At 67.7% G+C, this 14,923-nt stretch carries 14 protein-coding genes, 1 tRNA gene and 1 pseudogene; 8 read left to right on the top strand and 8 right to left on the bottom strand.

What is annotated here, in order from left to right; translation table 11 throughout:
* Nucleotides 1-962, top strand: a 962-nt coding sequence (locus AB0I23_RS34625; protein WP_436847045.1) for a tyrosine-type recombinase/integrase, incomplete at its 5' end; no start/stop codon positions are given.
* A 51-nt stretch (nt 963-1,013) separates the two neighbouring features.
* Here AB0I23_RS34625 and AB0I23_RS34630 read toward each other — a convergent pair.
* Nucleotides 1,014-1,087: transfer RNA gene (locus tag AB0I23_RS34630), tRNA-Gly, on the bottom strand.
* A 490-nt stretch (nt 1,088-1,577) separates the two neighbouring features.
* Between AB0I23_RS34630 and dcd the strand changes: the two genes are divergently transcribed.
* Both dcd and AB0I23_RS34640 read left to right on the top strand, forming a co-directional pair.
* Complete coding sequence (gene dcd / locus AB0I23_RS34635; protein ID WP_037695496.1) at nt 1,578-2,153, top strand: dCTP deaminase; 576 nt, start codon at nt 1,578-1,580, stop codon at nt 2,151-2,153.
* 9 nt (nt 2,154-2,162) lie between these two features.
* The gene (locus AB0I23_RS34640; protein WP_359115592.1) at nt 2,163-2,660 is read left to right on the top strand and encodes a phosphoribosyltransferase; all 498 of its coding nucleotides are present in this window, start codon (nt 2,163-2,165) and stop codon (nt 2,658-2,660) included.
* A gap of 78 nt (nt 2,661-2,738) precedes the next feature.
* Here AB0I23_RS34640 and AB0I23_RS34645 read toward each other — a convergent pair whose 3' ends face one another.
* The 3 genes from AB0I23_RS34645 to AB0I23_RS34655 all read right to left on the bottom strand — a co-directional run bounded on the left by AB0I23_RS34645 (nt 2,739) and on the right by AB0I23_RS34655 (nt 7,166).
* Nucleotides 2,739-3,632: a Yip1 family protein gene (locus tag AB0I23_RS34645; protein WP_359115595.1), complete on the bottom strand. Its 894-nt coding sequence runs from the start codon at nt 3,630-3,632 to the stop codon at nt 2,739-2,741.
* A 619-nt stretch (nt 3,633-4,251) separates the two neighbouring features.
* Nucleotides 4,252-6,519: a (Fe-S)-binding protein gene (locus AB0I23_RS34650; RefSeq protein ID WP_359115598.1), complete on the bottom strand. Its 2,268-nt coding sequence runs from the start codon at nt 6,517-6,519 to the stop codon at nt 4,252-4,254.
* 83 nt (nt 6,520-6,602) lie between these two features.
* On the bottom strand, nt 6,603-7,166 hold the full coding sequence (locus tag AB0I23_RS34655; protein ID WP_359115600.1) for a sugar transferase: 564 nt from the start codon (nt 7,164-7,166) through the stop codon (nt 6,603-6,605).
* A gap of 308 nt (nt 7,167-7,474) precedes the next feature.
* Here AB0I23_RS34655 and dnaK point away from each other — a divergent pair, with 308 nt between their 5' ends.
* From dnaK to AB0I23_RS34675, 4 genes are all read left to right on the top strand, one after another.
* Nucleotides 7,475-9,328 carry a molecular chaperone DnaK gene (gene dnaK / locus AB0I23_RS34660; protein ID WP_359115603.1) on the top strand — a complete coding sequence of 618 codons (1,854 nt, stop codon included), beginning with the start codon at nt 7,475-7,477 and terminating at the stop codon, nt 9,326-9,328.
* Entirely contained in the window at nt 9,325-9,975 is a 651-nt protein-coding gene (grpE, locus tag AB0I23_RS34665; RefSeq protein ID WP_359115605.1) for a nucleotide exchange factor GrpE, read from the top strand. Before dnaK ends, grpE begins: the two co-directional genes overlap by 4 nt.
* 93 nt (nt 9,976-10,068) lie before the next feature.
* Entirely contained in the window at nt 10,069-11,253 is a 1,185-nt protein-coding gene (gene dnaJ, locus AB0I23_RS34670) for a molecular chaperone DnaJ (protein ID WP_359115608.1), read from the top strand.
* Nucleotide 11,254: 1 nt separating this feature from the next.
* Complete coding sequence (locus AB0I23_RS34675; protein ID WP_359115611.1) at nt 11,255-11,701, top strand: heat shock protein transcriptional repressor HspR; 447 nt, start codon at nt 11,255-11,257, stop codon at nt 11,699-11,701.
* Here the strand turns inward: AB0I23_RS34675 and AB0I23_RS34680 are convergent.
* The 4 genes and pseudogenes from AB0I23_RS34680 to AB0I23_RS34695 all read right to left on the bottom strand — a co-directional run bounded on the left by AB0I23_RS34680 (nt 11,641) and on the right by AB0I23_RS34695 (nt 14,625).
* On the bottom strand, nt 11,641-12,033 hold the full coding sequence (locus AB0I23_RS34680; RefSeq protein ID WP_359115614.1) for a hypothetical protein: 393 nt from the start codon (nt 12,031-12,033) through the stop codon (nt 11,641-11,643). The two genes, AB0I23_RS34675 and AB0I23_RS34680, sit on opposite strands and share 61 nt — an antisense overlap.
* Before the next feature lie 11 nt (nt 12,034-12,044).
* Nucleotides 12,045-12,351 (bottom strand): annotated as a pseudogene (locus AB0I23_RS34685) (peptidoglycan-binding protein); the annotation flags it as partial.
* A 65-nt stretch (nt 12,352-12,416) separates the two neighbouring features.
* The gene (locus AB0I23_RS34690; RefSeq protein ID WP_359115617.1) at nt 12,417-13,433 is read right to left on the bottom strand and encodes a helix-turn-helix transcriptional regulator; all 1,017 of its coding nucleotides are present in this window, start codon (nt 13,431-13,433) and stop codon (nt 12,417-12,419) included.
* Nucleotides 13,434-13,614: 181 nt separating this feature from the next.
* Nucleotides 13,615-14,625 (bottom strand): helix-turn-helix transcriptional regulator, encoded by a 1,011-nt coding sequence (locus AB0I23_RS34695; RefSeq protein WP_359115619.1) that lies wholly within the window; start codon nt 14,623-14,625, stop codon nt 13,615-13,617.
* Nucleotides 14,626-14,708: 83 nt separating this feature from the next.
* On the opposite strand from AB0I23_RS34695, the gene AB0I23_RS34700 reads away from it, so the two are divergent.
* The coding region (locus tag AB0I23_RS34700; RefSeq protein WP_359115621.1) for a hypothetical protein at nt 14,709-14,923 on the top strand (215 nt) is incomplete at its 3' end.

Here is a 14,923-nt window from a genome sequence, read left to right on the forward strand (position 1 = left end):
CCGGTACTCGGAGACGGGTACGCCGGGTTCGGAGAGCGGCCTGGAGAAACGGGCCGGTGGCAACACCGGAACCGCGCTTCAGGCCGACTCAACCGCTCCATCTGCTACCCACCTTCGAGGGCCTGGACCTCGACGAGATCACCGCACCCCGTGTCCGTACCTGGCGAACCGAGCGGCTGTCCTCCACCGGAGCAGCCACGACCGTGGCCAAGGCCTACCGGCTGCTCAAGGCCATCATGGAAACCGCGGTCGATGACGAGCTGATCCGCCGCAACCCTTGCCGCATCCGGGGCGCCGGGAAGGAGTCGTCCGCCGAACGCCAGATCGCCACCGTCGCCCAGGTCGACGCGCTCGCCGGCGCTCTCGGGCCCCGTTGGCGGCTGATGGTCTTCCTCGGTGCGTACGGTCCGATGCGCCCGGAGGAACAGGCGGAGCTCCGGCGTAAGGACGTCGACCTGGACGAGATGACCATCCGGGTCCGCATGGCGGCGCCCGAGCTGACCACCAGTCGCCGCGCTCCTGGCGACACCAAGTCGGACGCGGGCAAGCGGGTCGTGGTCCTGCCGGCCTTTCTGCGGACCGACCTTCGGCGACACCTCGACTGGTACGCCGAGAAGGGCCCGGACGGACTGCTGTTCGTTGGGGAGAAGGGCAAGCCGTTCCGACGTTCCACCTTCGGGCGGAAGTGGCGCCGGGCCCGTGTGCTCGTCGGCATGCCGGACTGCTTTCGCTTCTACGATCTTCGTCACACCGGTCACACCCTGGCCACCCGGTCCGCGGCCACCCTCAAGGACACGATGGTCCGCGCCGGCCAGTCGTCGGAGAAGGCCGCGTTGATCTACCAGCACTCGGACCTTGAGCGGCAGCAGGAAGTCGCGAGCGGTCTGGATGACCTCGTGCGGTCCGCCCGTAAGAAGGCTGATCAGGGGCCTTCTGGTGCGAATCTGGTGCGGGACCCCTGAAGTGGTCCAGACAACAAAAAAGCCCCCGGCCGCTGGCCTGGGGCTTTTTCATGGAGCGGGTGACGAGAATCGAACTCGCGCTCTGAGCTTGGGAAGCTCATGTTCTACCATTAAACTACACCCGCGAAGCGCACTGAATGATCAGCTGCATCTTCGCACACTCTACCCCATGGCAGGCCCCCGGTGTACGAACCGGGGGCCTGCGTGCGATGCGCCGAGGGTGGATGCGGTTGCTGCGGGCGGGAGTTGGGGGCGTAGCGTACGGAGTCGGAGTGCCGCCTGGAGTGGCGTCCCGTTCATCCCCTAATGTGGCGTTCTCGTCCACGGCTTGTTGGGGAAGGGACTTGATGGACTCCATGGAGCGCACCGTCGTCCGCTGTGCCGAAGGGCACATTTTCGCTACCGCTTCGTTCCCGATGCAGCAGCTCGGGGTCGGTCGGATCGGCCCCGGGCGGCTTATCCGCTGTCCGCGATGTGCCCGGTTGCGGCAGGCAGTTCCGGTGGAGTTCGAGCGCCGGTAGCAGTAGGGGGCAGGAGCGGCGGCCGACGGTCGTCGCAGAACGCGCGGGGCGGTCCGGTTGGGGCGGGCCCGCGCGTTCTGCGTATCCTCGGGGCGTGCTTCTCTCAGATAAGGACATCCGGGCCGAGATCGACGCCGGGCGGGTTCGCATTGATCCGTACGACCCGTCGATGGTGCAGCCATCGAGCATCGACGTGCGGCTCGACCGCTACTTCCGGGTGTTCGAGAATCACCGTTATCCGCATATCGACCCAGCCGTCGAGCAGGCGGACCTGACGCGTACGGTCGAGCCGGACGGTGATGAGGCGTTCATCCTCCACCCCGGCGAGTTCGTGCTTGCCTCGACGTACGAGGTCATTTCGCTGCCCGACGATCTTGCGTCGCGGCTGGAGGGAAAGAGTTCGCTCGGGCGGCTCGGGCTCGTGACGCATTCGACGGCCGGGTTCATCGATCCCGGGTTCTCCGGGCATGTGACACTGGAGCTGTCGAATCTCGCGACGCTGCCGATAAAGCTCTGGCCGGGTATGAAGATCGGCCAGCTGTGCATGTTCCGGCTGAGTTCGCCGTCGGAGTTCCCTTACGGCTCCGAGCGGTACGGGTCGCGCTACCAGGGGCAGCGCGGGCCGACGGCTTCGCGTTCGTTCATGAACTTCCACCGGACCCAGGTGTGATGCCGGACCATGGCTGACGTACGAGAGAATCTGACGTATGACGGGTTCGGTCATGCCGTGCGCGAGCTGGCGCAGGCCGTGGCCGACGACGGCTACGAGCCGGATGTGGTGCTGAGCATCGCGCGGGGCGGGGTCTTTGTCGCCGGCGGGCTGGCGTACGCGCTGGACTGCAAGAACATTCATCTGGTGAATGTCGAGTTCTATACCGGCGTGGGTACCACCCTGGAGATGCCGGTGATGCTGGCGCCCGTTCCCAATGCCATCGATTTCTCGGACAAGAAGGTCCTGATCGCCGATGACGTTGCGGACACCGGGAAGACGCTGAAGCTGGTGCGCGATTTCTGTATCGAACACGTTGCCGAGGTGCGCAGCGCGGTCATCTACGAGAAGTCGCACTCGCTCGTGAAGTGTGAGTACGTGTGGAAGAAGACCGATCGCTGGATCAACTTCCCGTGGAGCGTGGAGAAGCCTGTCGTGCGGCGCAGCGGGCAGGTGCTCGACGCTTGAGTCCGGTCCCGTCCGTGACAGCGAAGAACCCCCGGCGCGTTGTGCCGGGGGTTTCTTCATGGTCGTGGGACGCGGTCGTCAGATCGTGCCCAACTTGATGATCGACAGCAGCGCGATGAGCTGGATCGCGGACGCGCCCAGCGCCTTCGGCCACGGCAGGTCGTGCGACTTGCTCACCATGGATGTGAACAGTGCGGCCGACGCCAGCCAGGTCATCCAGCCGAGTATCTGGACCAGGGAGTTCTCGCCGCCGAGGAAGAGCGCGAAGACCAGCCGCGGGGCGTCCGTGATCGACATGATCAGCATGGAGAGGCCCACGGTCGGCTGCCAGGCGCCGTCGCCGCCGAGCTGGCGGGCGAGGGTGTGGGTGACCGCGCCGAGGACGAGACCGCCGATGACGAAGCCGAGGCCCGTGAGGAGGACGTACGGGACGGCGGTGGAGATCGTTGCGTGGATGGCGTCGTCGCGGGCCTGGTCGAAGCCGAAGAGCGCCAGCAGGCCGTAGAGGAACGTGACGATGAGCGCCGGGCCCCAGACGGGGTAGTCGCGCATCTGCCAGAACGTCGGTCCGGGGCGCAGCACGACGCCGCTCAGCAGCTCCTTCCAGTGCAGGCGGGGGCCTGCGGGCTGGGCGGGTGCCTGGCCGGCGCGGTAGGTGTTGCCGTCGCCGTACGGGTCCTCGTTGATGCTGAACGCCTGGGTGTGACCCGGGTTGTTGGCGTACGGGTCGCCCTGGTGGGGCTGGTGGTACGGGTCGCCGAAGTATTCGGGTTCGCCGTGTGCGCCGCTGCGACCCTGGTGCCCGCCGGGGTGCCCGGCTCCGTACGGGGCGCCGCTGCCTCCCGCCGGGGGCCATGGCTGCTGTCCGTACGGCGGTGGTGCCTGTGTGCCGTACGGCTGCTGCTGCGGTTGATGTTGCCCTTGTTGAGGGGTGCGGTTGTCCCGGCCGCGTCCGATCCTGAATCCAGCCACGTAATCGAACGTACCTGGTCCGCGTGTGTGCGGTGGGAGAGCCAGGGGAACTCGGCCCCCTTTGCGGCCGAGCTGTGACATCCCCTAGGGGGACCCTGGGGGGCCGGCCGGTGGGCGCGGAACTCGGGCCCGGTGTAAGGGAAACGGGCCCGGATTCAGTGGCAGGAGTCAGCCCGTTATGTTGCCGGCCGGCCGCGGTGTGCCCCCGTTGCGGAGACCGTCACGGCGGAGAGGCCGTAGCGCTTGCCGGTCGGGGCCGGCTTCGTGCCGTTGGAGTGGAAGGTCACGACGTATCCGTGGGCGGCGTTCTCCCGCGGGAGCCGACCGTCGGATCCGCCGTGCCGTCGTTGTCGGTGTCCGAGAGGAAGACCTCGGTGCCGAAGCCGTCGTCCTTCGGGTCGGTGCCCGGGATACGGGGGGTGTCCTGGGCGAAGGACTGGGCTCCGGCGAAGGCGTCAGGCGGCGTGTCGCTGTTCCTGGCGGAGGAGGACGAGGGGGAAGGAGACGCCCACGGAGAGCCTGCGCAGGCCGCGTGGTTCGCGGTCCGGCCCGCCCAACAGCAGAAGCGGCCGGTCCTGCCCCCGAGGCAGGTCCGACCGCTTCGTCCCGCTGAGACCGGCTACTTCACCGGTTCCGGCTCCGGAGCGTTCGCCGTCTCCGGCTCGCCGGCCGGGTCCGACGGGGTCTTGACCGAGTCCAGCAGCAGCTGCGAGACGTCGACCACCTGGATCGACTCCTTGGCCTGGCCGTCGTTCTTCTTGCCGTTGACCGAGTCGGTCAGCATGACGAGGCAGAACGGGCAGGCGGTGGAGACGATGTCCGGGTTGAGGGAGAGGGCTTCGTCGACGCGCTCGTTGTTGATGCGCTTGCCGATCCGCTCCTCCATCCACATCCGGGCACCACCGGCGCCGCAGCAGAAGCCGCGCTCCTTGTGGCGGTGCATCTCCTCGTTCCGCAGACCCGGCACCTTCGCGATGATCTCGCGCGGGGGCGTGTAGATCTTGTTGTGGCGGCCCAGGTAGCAGGGGTCGTGGTACGTGATCAGACCCTCGACCGGCGTCACCGGGATCAGCCTGCCCTCGTCGATGAGGTGCTGGAGCAGCTGCGTGTGATGGATGACCTCGTACTCGCCGCCGAGCTGCGGGTACTCGTTCGCGATGGTGTTGAAGCAGTGCGGGCAGGTCGCGACGATCTTCTTCGACGACTTCGGCTTCTTCGTCTCCGGCTCGTCGTCATCCTCGCCGAACGCCATGTTCAGCATCGCGACGTTCTCCTGGCCGAGCTGCTGGAACAGCGGCTCGTTGCCCAGGCGGCGGGCCGAGTCACCGGTGCACTTCTCGTCGCCGCCCATGATCGCGAACTTCACGCCCGCGATGTGGAGCAGCTCGGCGAAGGCCTTGGTGGTCTTCTTGGCGCGGTCCTCGAGGGCGCCGGCGCAGCCGACCCAGTAGAGGTAGTCGATTTCCGACAGGTCCTCGACGTCCTTGCCGACGATCGGGACCTCGAAGCCGACTTCCTTCGTCCACTCGACGCGCTGCTTCTTGGCGAGCCCCCAGGGGTTGCCCTTCTTCTCCAGGTTCTTGAGCATCGTGCCCGCCTCGGACGGGAACGCGGACTCGATCATCACCTGGTAGCGGCGCATGTCGACGATGTGGTCGATGTGCTCGATGTCGACCGGGCACTGCTCCACGCACGCACCGCAGGTGGTGCAGGACCAGAGCACGTCCGGGTCGATGACGCCGTTCTCCTCGACGGTGCCGATCAGCGGGCGCTCTGCCTCCGCCAGGGCCGAGGCCGGTACGTCCTTCAGCTGCTCCTCGGTCGCCTTCTCCTCGCCCTCCGCGGACTTGCCGCCACCCGCGAGCAGGTACGGCGCCTTGGCGTGCGCGTGGTCGCGCAGCGACATGATCAGGAGCTTCGGGGAGAGCGGCTTGCCCGTGTTCCAGGCGGGGCACTGCGACTGGCAGCGACCGCACTCGGTGCACGTGGAGAAGTCGAGGATGCCCTTCCAGGAGAACTGCTCGACCTGGGAGACACCGAAGACGTCGTCCTCGCCCGGGTCCTCGAAGTCGATCTCCTTGCCACCGCTCGTCATCGGCTGCAGCGCGCCGAGGGCGACGTCGCCGTCGGCATTCCGCTTGAACCAGATGTTGGGGAAGGCGAGGAAGCGGTGCCAGGCCACACCCATGTTGGTGTTGAGCGAGACCGTGATCACCCAGATCAGCGAGGTGCCGATCTTGATCATCGCGGTGAGGTAGATGAGGTTCTGGAGCGCCCCGAGGCCGAGTCCCTTGAAGGCGAGGACCAGGGGGTACGAGACGAAGTACGCGGCCTCGTAGCCCTCGACGTGGTGGATCGCGCCCTCGAGACCGCGCAGGGTCAGGATTGCCAGGCCGATGACGAGGATGACGTACTCGACGAAGTACGCCTGCCAGGCCTTGGAGCCCGCGAACCGGGACTTGCGGCCGGCCCGGGAGGGCAGGTTCAGCAGCCGGATGGCGATCAGCACGAGGATGCCGACCGTCGTCATCAGACCGATGAACTCGGTGTACATCTCGAACGGCGGCCAGTTGCCGATGATCGGCAGGACCCAGTCGGCCTTGAAGAGCTGTCCGTACGCCTGGAGCAGCGTCGGCGGCAGTGTCAGGAAACCGATGGCGACGAACCAGTGCGCGAAGCCGACGATCCCCCACCGGTTCATCCGGGTGTGGCCGAGGAACTCCTTGACCAGGGTGATCGTGCGCTGCTTCGGATTGTCGGTGCGACCGCCTGCCGGGACCGGCTGTCCGAGCGTGACGAACCGGTAGATCTGCGCGACGGCTCGGGCGATGAGCGCAACGCCGACCACGGTCAGCACCAGCGACACGATGATCGCGGCGAGTTGCATTTTGGGGGCTCCTCGGGCCTGCGAGGGTGGGATCCAGCACGTACTAAGCAGTAACTTAATCAGTCTGTGTTGACACTATCCACTTATTCCGCCGCGCTGTAGCCGCGCAGCCGGTGATCTGTGTCGCTCAGGTGTGCCTTCCCGCGGTGGATGAGTCCGCGGAGGGTGGCGCGGAGCGGGGCATATACGGCTTCCGTGAGGATCGCCAGGTCGAGTCCCAGCCAGTGGTGCTCGGCGTAGTGCTGGTCGAGCAGGGCGGGTTCGTCCCACGGCATTCCGGATCGGGAGCGGATCTGGGCCAGGCCGGTGAGGCCGGGTCTCAGCTCCTGCCGCCAGTGTCGCGCACCGGCCTCGTTCGAGACGCCCGCCCGCTCGTCGTCAGGGGCGAGCGGTTCCGGTCCGACGAGTGAGAGCTCGCCCCGTACGACGTGGGGCAGCCGGGACAGTACGTCCAGTCGCAGCCGGCGGGTGCCCAGGGAGCGCAGCACGAAGGGGCGCCCGGCCAGCCCGATCCGGGCGGAGCGGGTCAGTACGCAGCCGGGGGGTCGCTGTGCGGCGAGGGTGAGGGCTCCGGCGGCGAGCAGCGGGGCGGTCAGGGTCAGCAGGGCCGAGCCGAGGACGAGATCCAGTGCGCGCTTGGTCGTCATGTGCGCCCTCGGTCCGGTCCACGCATGTGCCCGCATCCGCATCCGCATCGTTCACACCTGCCTGGCTCGGACGGATCGAGTGCCTGTTTTGTGCGGCTCTCGCCATTTTGTGACAGAACGATCCCACGTGTGGATGATGGACCGGGTATGTGGCCCGCCGGGCGGCCTGGTGTCGTCCGATGACGTGCAGGTGGCGCGGGCCGTGTGCACGATAGTTGAGTCGACTCGACTCAGCTCTGTTGACTCTGGGACGGCTGTCATGCATCCTTGAGCCAGATCCACTCAAGTAGTCAGTTGGAGGAATTGAAATGGCACGTGCGGTCGGCATCGACCTGGGCACGACTAACTCCGTCGTCAGCGTTCTCGAAGGCGGCGAGCCCACCGTCATCACCAACGCCGAAGGCGCCAGGACCACGCCGTCCGTCGTCGCCTTCGCGAAGAACGGCGAGGTTCTGGTGGGCGAGGTCGCCAAGCGCCAGGCGGTGACCAACGTCGACCGGACCATCCGGTCGGTCAAGCGCCACATGGGCACCGACTGGAAGATCGACCTCGACGGCAAGAACTTCAACCCGCAGCAGATGAGCGCCTTCATCCTGCAGAAGCTGAAGCGCGACGCCGAGGCGTACCTGGGCGAGAAGGTCACCGACGCGGTGATCACCGTTCCGGCGTACTTCAACGACTCCGAGCGTCAGGCGACGAAGGAGGCCGGCGAGATCGCGGGCCTGAACGTCCTGCGTATCGTCAACGAGCCGACCGCCGCCGCGCTGGCGTACGGGCTCGACAAGGACGACCAGACGATCCTCGTCTTCGACCTCGGTGGCGGCACCTTCGACGTGTCCCTCCTGGAGATCGGCGACGGCGTCGTCGAGGTGAAGGCCACCAACGGTGACAACCACCTCGGTGGTGACGACTGGGACCAGCGTGTCGTCGACTACCTGGTGAAGCAGTTCGCCAACGGTCACGGTGTGGACCTGTCCAAGGACAAGATGGCTCTCCAGCGTCTCCGCGAAGCCGCGGAGAAGGCGAAGATCGAGCTGTCCTCCTCGACGGAGACCACGATCAACCTGCCGTACATCACGGCGTCCGCCGAGGGCCCGCTGCACCTGGACGAGAAGCTCACGCGCGCCCAGTTCCAGCAGCTCACCGCGGACCTCCTGGACCGCTGCAAGAACCCGTTCCACAACGTCATCAAGGACGCGGGCATCCAGCTCTCCGAGATCGACCACGTCGTTCTCGTCGGTGGCTCGACCCGTATGCCGGCCGTCGCCGAGCTCGTCAAGGAGCTCACCGGTGGCCAGGAGGCCAACAAGGGCGTGAACCCGGACGAGGTCGTCGCCATCGGCGCCTCGCTCCAGGCCGGTGTCCTCAAGGGCGAGGTCAAGGACGTCCTGCTGCTCGATGTCACCCCGCTGTCTCTCGGTATCGAGACCAAGGGCGGCATCATGACGAAGCTCATCGAGCGCAACACGACGATCCCGACCAAGCGGTCCGAGATCTTCACGACGGCCGAGGACAACCAGCCGTCCGTCCAGATCCAGGTCTACCAGGGCGAGCGCGAGATCGCGGCGTACAACAAGAAGCTCGGGATGTTCGAGCTGACCGGTCTGCCGCCGGCCCCGCGTGGTGTCCCGCAGATCGAGGTCGCGTTCGACATCGACGCGAACGGCATCATGCACGTCGCCGCCAAGGACCTCGGCACCGGCAAGGAGCAGAAGATGACCGTCACCGGCGGCTCCTCGCTGCCGAAGGACGAGGTCAACCGGATGCGTGAGGAGGCCGAGCAGTACGCGGAGGAGGACCACCGCCGCCGCGAGGCCGCCGAGTCCCGCAACCAGGGCGAGCAGCTCGTCTACCAGACGGAGAAGTTCCTCAAGGACAACGAGGACAAGGTCCCCGGTGATGTGAAGACGGAGGTGGAGACCGCGCTCACCGAGCTGAAGGAGAAGCTCAAGGGCGAGGACACCGCCGAGATCCGTACCGCCACCGAGAAGGTCGCGGCCGTCTCCCAGAAGCTGGGCCAGGCGATGTACGCCAACGCGCAGGCCGAGGGTGGCCCGCAGGCCGACGGTCAGCCGGGCGCCGAGCAGGCCAGGGCCGATGACGACGTCGTCGACGCCGAGATCGTGGACGACGAGAAGGACGCCAAGGGCGGTGCGGCGTGACCGAGGAGACTCCGGGCTTCGAGGAGAAGCCCGACGTTCCCTCCGGCGCCACCCCTGACGACGCCGACCCGAAGGCTGCCTCCCCCTCCACGGAGGAGGGGGAGGCCCCGGCCGGGGACGTGAACCAGACCGCCGGTCTGACGGCACAGCTGGACCAGGCACGCAGTGCGCTCGCCGAGCGCACCGGCGACCTCCAGCGGCTCCAGGCCGAGTACCAGAACTACCGCCGCCGTGTGGAGCGGGACCGGGTCACGGTCAAGGAGATCGCCGTTGCGGGTCTCCTGAGCGAGCTCCTGCCCGTGCTCGACGACGTCGGCCGCGCCAGGGACCACGGCGAGCTCGTGGGCGGGTTCAAGTCGGTGGCCGAATCGCTGGAGACGGTCGTCGCCAAGCTGGGCCTGCAGCAGTTCGGCAAGGAGGGCGAGCCCTTCGACCCGACGATCCACGAAGCCCTGATGCACTCGTACGCACCGGATGTCACCGAGACGACCTGCGTGGCGATCCTGCAGCCGGGGTATCGCATCGGCGAGCGCACCATCCGCCCCGCGCGGGTGGCGGTGGCCGAGCCGCAGCCGGGCGCGAGCCCGGCGGCGGCAAAGGAAGAGAAGGCAGACGACGAGGAGAGCGGTGGCACCGAGGAGGTCTGACATTTCGTCCGACCACCGCGGGGCCCACCGCCCGGTACGGCGACCGGCCCGCAGGCCGGTCGCCCGACCGATCGTCCGGAAGGAGGGACGTCGATGAGCACGAAGGACTTCGTCGAGAAGGACTACTACAAGGTCCTCGGCGTCCCCAAGGACGCCACCGAAGCCGAGATCAAGAAGTCGTACCGGAAGCTCGCCCGCGAGTTCCACCCGGACGCGAACAAGGGCGACAACAAGGCGGAGGAGCGCTTCAAGGAGATCTCCGAGGCCAATGACATCCTCGGCGACACCAAGAAGCGCAAGGAGTACGACGAGGCACGCGCCCTCTTCGGCAACGGCGGCTTCCGGGCCGGTCCCGGCGGCGCGGGAGGCAACTTCAACTTCGACCTGGGTGACCTCTTCGGAGGCACGCAGGGCGGAGGCCCCGGCGGCCCCGGCGGCTTCGGCGGCGGCGGTCTGGGCGATGTCTTCGGCGGGCTGTTCAACCGGGGCGGCGGTACGGGGACACGCGTGCAGCCGCGCCGCGGGCAGGACATCGAGTCCGAGGTGACGCTCAGCTTCACCGAGGCGGTCGACGGGGCCACGGTCCCGCTGCGGATGTCCAGCCAGGCGCCCTGCAAGGCGTGTTCGGGCACCGGCGACAAGAACGGCACCCCGAGGGTCTGCCCGACCTGTGTCGGCACCGGACAGGTGTCGCGCGGCAGCGGCGGCGGATTCTCGCTCACCGATCCCTGCGTGGACTGCAAGGGCCGGGGCCTCATCGCCCAGGACCCGTGCGATGTCTGCAAGGGCAGCGGACGGGCGCGTTCGTCGCGCACCATGCAGGTCAGGATCCCGGCAGGTGTCTCCGACAGCCAGCGGATCCGGCTGCGCGGCAAGGGCGCACCGGGCGAGCGCGGCGGACCGGCCGGCGACCTGTACGTCGTCGTCCATGTCGACGCCCACCCGGTCTTCGGCCGCAAGGGCGACAACCTCACGGTCACCGTGCCTGTCACCTTCGCGGAGGCGGCGCTCGGCGGCGAGGTGAAGGTCCCGACGCTCGGCGGACCGCCTGTCACCCTGAAACTTCCGGCCGGAACCCCCAATGGGCGTACGATGCGCGCCCGCGGCAAGGGTGCCGTACGCAAGGACGGCACCCGGGGCGACCTCCTGGTCACCGTCGAGGTGGCGGTCCCCACGGACCTCCCCCCCGACGCCCAGGACGCGCTGGAGGCCTACCGGAAGGCGACCGCGGGGGAGGACCCGCGGGCGGAGCTGTTCCAGGCCGCGAAGGGAGCTTGAGGTGGACGGCCGACGACGTAATCCGTACGAATTGACCGATGACTCACCGGTGTACGTGATCTCGATCGCGGCCCAGCTCTCGGGTCTGCATCCGCAGACACTGCGCCAGTACGACCGCCTCGGCCTGGTCTCCCCCGACCGCACGGCCGGGCGTGGCCGGCGCTACTCGGCCCGCGACATCGAGCTGCTGCGCACGGTGCAGCAGCTGTCGCAGGACGAGGGCATCAACCTGGCGGGCATCAAGCGCATCATCGAACTGGAGAATCAGGTGGCCGCGCTCCAGCAGCGCGTCGCCGAACTCTCCGCGGCGGTGGACGGCGCTGCGGCGGCGATGCAGCAGCGCGAGGCGCAGGTGCACGCGTCGTACCGGCGCGATCTGGTGCCGTATCAGGATGTGCAGCAGACCAGCGCTTTGGTGGTCTGGCGGCCGAAGAGGCCCAAGGGATAAGTGGGGTTACGGCGCGTGGACGACAACGGAGGCCCGCCACCCGGGAATGGGTGGCGGGCCTCCGTTGTGCGCACGGGGCATTTCCCCGAGGACTGCCGGAGCGAGAGAGCCGGCGCCGTGCACGACGTCACCGCGGCCAGCGACGGCAACGGCCAGCGGGTGCGCTCCAGGGCGTCGAGCCGCTCCTCGTGCTCGCCGAGGGCCTTGTCGGTCCGGTCGGCGCGTTGCGGCAGCAACGCCAGGTCTCCCCGGGTGGTGGCGAACCCGACGTCGGCGGAACGGTGCAGCCGCTCCAGTTCCCGGGCGATGTGCTCCGCCTCGGACTGTGTCATCGCGGGCCTCCTCAGGTGCGGGGAACACGCAATCGGTGCCAGCTCGTACGTCCCGGGATGCCGTCGGCCGCGACGCTGCTGGCCGAGCCTGCGCTGCCAGGCCGCGTACGAACGGCGGTCGGCCTCACGCCACATGGGCCCGGGGCCGACCTCGTACCGGCCACAGCCCTCGCTGACCGGGCGCCTGCCGACAGCTGTGATGAGCGGGCTCTTCCGGCCGGCTACGAAGAACGCGGCACCGGGAACGGTCTCGTACGCAGCAGCGGCGGGTGCGGTGGATGATGTGCCGAGGCGGGCAGCGATACGACTGCGCAGGGAGGCATCGCCCCCGATCGCGGTCGGTGAGGGAGCGGGGCGACGACGGCTGAGGGAAGGTGATCCGGTCACGCTTCGGAGCGTCGGGTGGGCTTCCCGCGGGGATTCGATTCGTCCGGCTCGGCAATGCCCGACCGGATGATGAGCGCGCCCAGGTGGGTCCGGCTGGAGGCGCCGAGGGCCTGCATCAGCTTGGAGATGTGGGCCCGGCAGGTCCGGACGCTGATGCCGAGTTTCCGGGCCACCACGTCGTCCACGTGTCCGTCGATCAGGAGGCGGGCGATGCTGCGCTGTACGGCGGTGGCGGGGGCGCCGGGGGAGACGTGGTGGAGGTTCTCCTCCATGGGGACGGCCTGGGCCCACAGTGCCTCGTACACCTGGACCAGATAGCGGACCAGGGCGGGGTGGCGGATCTCCAGGGCGATGTCGCGCTCGGGGGTGGCGGGGATGAAGGCGACCGCGCGGTCGAAGATGAACAGCCGTTCGACGGTCTGCTCGATGGTGCGCACCTGGAGACGGTCTGGGGGTACCTGGGTCAGGTAGTGCTTGATTTTGGGGTTGTAGCGGGCCGGGTGCTGGTAGAGGTGGCGCAGGCGGCACCCGTTGCCGAGCGCGGGTTGAATGGTGGACAGTGCCCCTTGCATCTCGTTGATCGACCGGTTGCCGCCCGGCTGCGCCGTCAGGATTTCTTCCGACGCCATTCTGGTGACGTCCTGAACGGCGGCGTTGATCAGGGGCTTTCCCTCGATGACGGTGATGGCGAGGTTGGGGTCCCCGCTGGCGACCGATGCCAGGGGGGCGAGTGAGTCCGCGAGGGCCGCAGTGAGCCGTATGCGTTCGTGGATCTCGCGGGTGACGGGTTGTAACAGATGCGCCAGGGCGGCAGACGGGGGTACGGGGCGCATCCAGGCGTCGTCCCAGGGCTCGGGGTGGAGCAGTGCCATGTCGATGAGGCACGGGGCAGGTGCCAGGTCGTGGCGGGCGATCCGGCCCTTGCGGAGTGCTGCGGTGTAGAGCTGGATCGCGGAGTCGCACAACTCCAGACCGTGATGGGAATGTCGTGGTTCCTCCGTGTCTCCACCCATTCGGGATCCCTCACTTCTGTGCGATGCAGCAAGATGACGGTGGTGGAAGGGTAGCTACCGGGGGAGAGTTTCCCGTGCCGGGTAGTGAACTCTGCCCGTGCGACGGGGTCGTGGCCGCTCTCCCCCGTATTGCGGTCACGACCACCCCCACGTCGGCACAGATGAACGCAGCGCGCCGTGGTCACTGGTCCTGGTCCAGAATTCCTGACTGCGCTATGAGATATCCGAGTTGGGCTCGGCTGCCGCTGCCGAGTGCGGTGTTCAGTTTTGCGATGTGCGCACGGCAGGTGCGTACGTTCATGCCGAGTCGGCGGGCGATGGAGTCGTCGACGTTTCCTTCGACGAGGAGTTGGGCGATGGAGCGCTGTACGCCGCTGATGCCTTTGGGGATCGGTTCGTACCTGATCTCTTCGAGGAGCGGTTCCGCGCGGCTCCACAACTGCTCGAAGACCTTCACCAGATACTCGACCAGCCCGGGGTGGCGCAGTTCCAGGGCGACTTGGCGGTCGTCCTGAGCCGGTATGAAGGCGACCGTCCGGTCGAAGACGATCAGGCGCTCTATGAGTTCTTCCAGGGTCCGGATCTCGACCTTGCCCTCGGCAAGCCGCTCCGCGTAGGCAAGAGTTCCAGGGCTGTGCCGGGCGGTGTGCTGGTAGAGGGTGCGGATACTGACGCCGCGGTCCACCACCGAAAGGCCTCGTTCCAGGGCCTCGCTGAGGCGGTCCTCGCTCCGCCCGCCACCGGGCTGGACGGTGAGGACTTCGGTGCGGCACTCCGCAGTGGCAAGATCGAGCGCAGCGTTGATCCGGTTGACCCCCTCCAGCACGGTGATGGCGTGGGTGGTCGGCGGGTCCTGAGCGCTGATGTCCATGAAGGGTTCAAAGGATTCGGCCAGTTGGACGGAGCGCCGTCGGCGTTCCTGGATCTCGCGTTCTATGGGGTGCAGACGCTGCGCCAGAGCGGCGGACGGCGGAACCGGGCGGAGCCAGTCGGAGTCGTCGGGGTCCGGGTGCAGGAGAGCGAAGTCCATCAGGCAAGGTGCGGGGTCCACTTCGGCGCGAGCGATGCGCCCGGAGCGCAGTGCGCTGGCGTAGAGGCGTCTTCCGGCGTCGCATAGTTCGGTGATCCCGTGAGGATGCGCCTGTTTTGTATCTCTTGTGGCCATATCTCCACCCCCCAGGTTCCTGAACATGCAGGAACATGATGCATCGACTCAGTGGTGTTCGGGTGCTCAGGTAAGACATCGTCTTAGGTGCGGGGGAGAAGAATCCACAAGTGAGGACGAAGCTGACTATGTATAAGCGAATGCTTCGCTCGGTGCTTGCCGCCTCTTTCGTCGCGGCTTTGGGCCTTGGAGGGGTGGGCGCCGGCGACATTGCCTGGAGCACCGAGGCGGCATCCGTGCCGGGCGACATTGCGTGGAGCGTTGAGGCGGCGCCCGCGCCGGGTGACATCGCCTGGTCCGCGCCGGGCGACATCGCCTGGTCCAC

The sequence above is a fragment of the Streptomyces atratus genome (assembly GCF_040655115.1).
Classification (GTDB): Bacteria; Actinomycetota; Actinomycetes; order Streptomycetales; family Streptomycetaceae; genus Streptomyces; species Streptomyces atratus_D.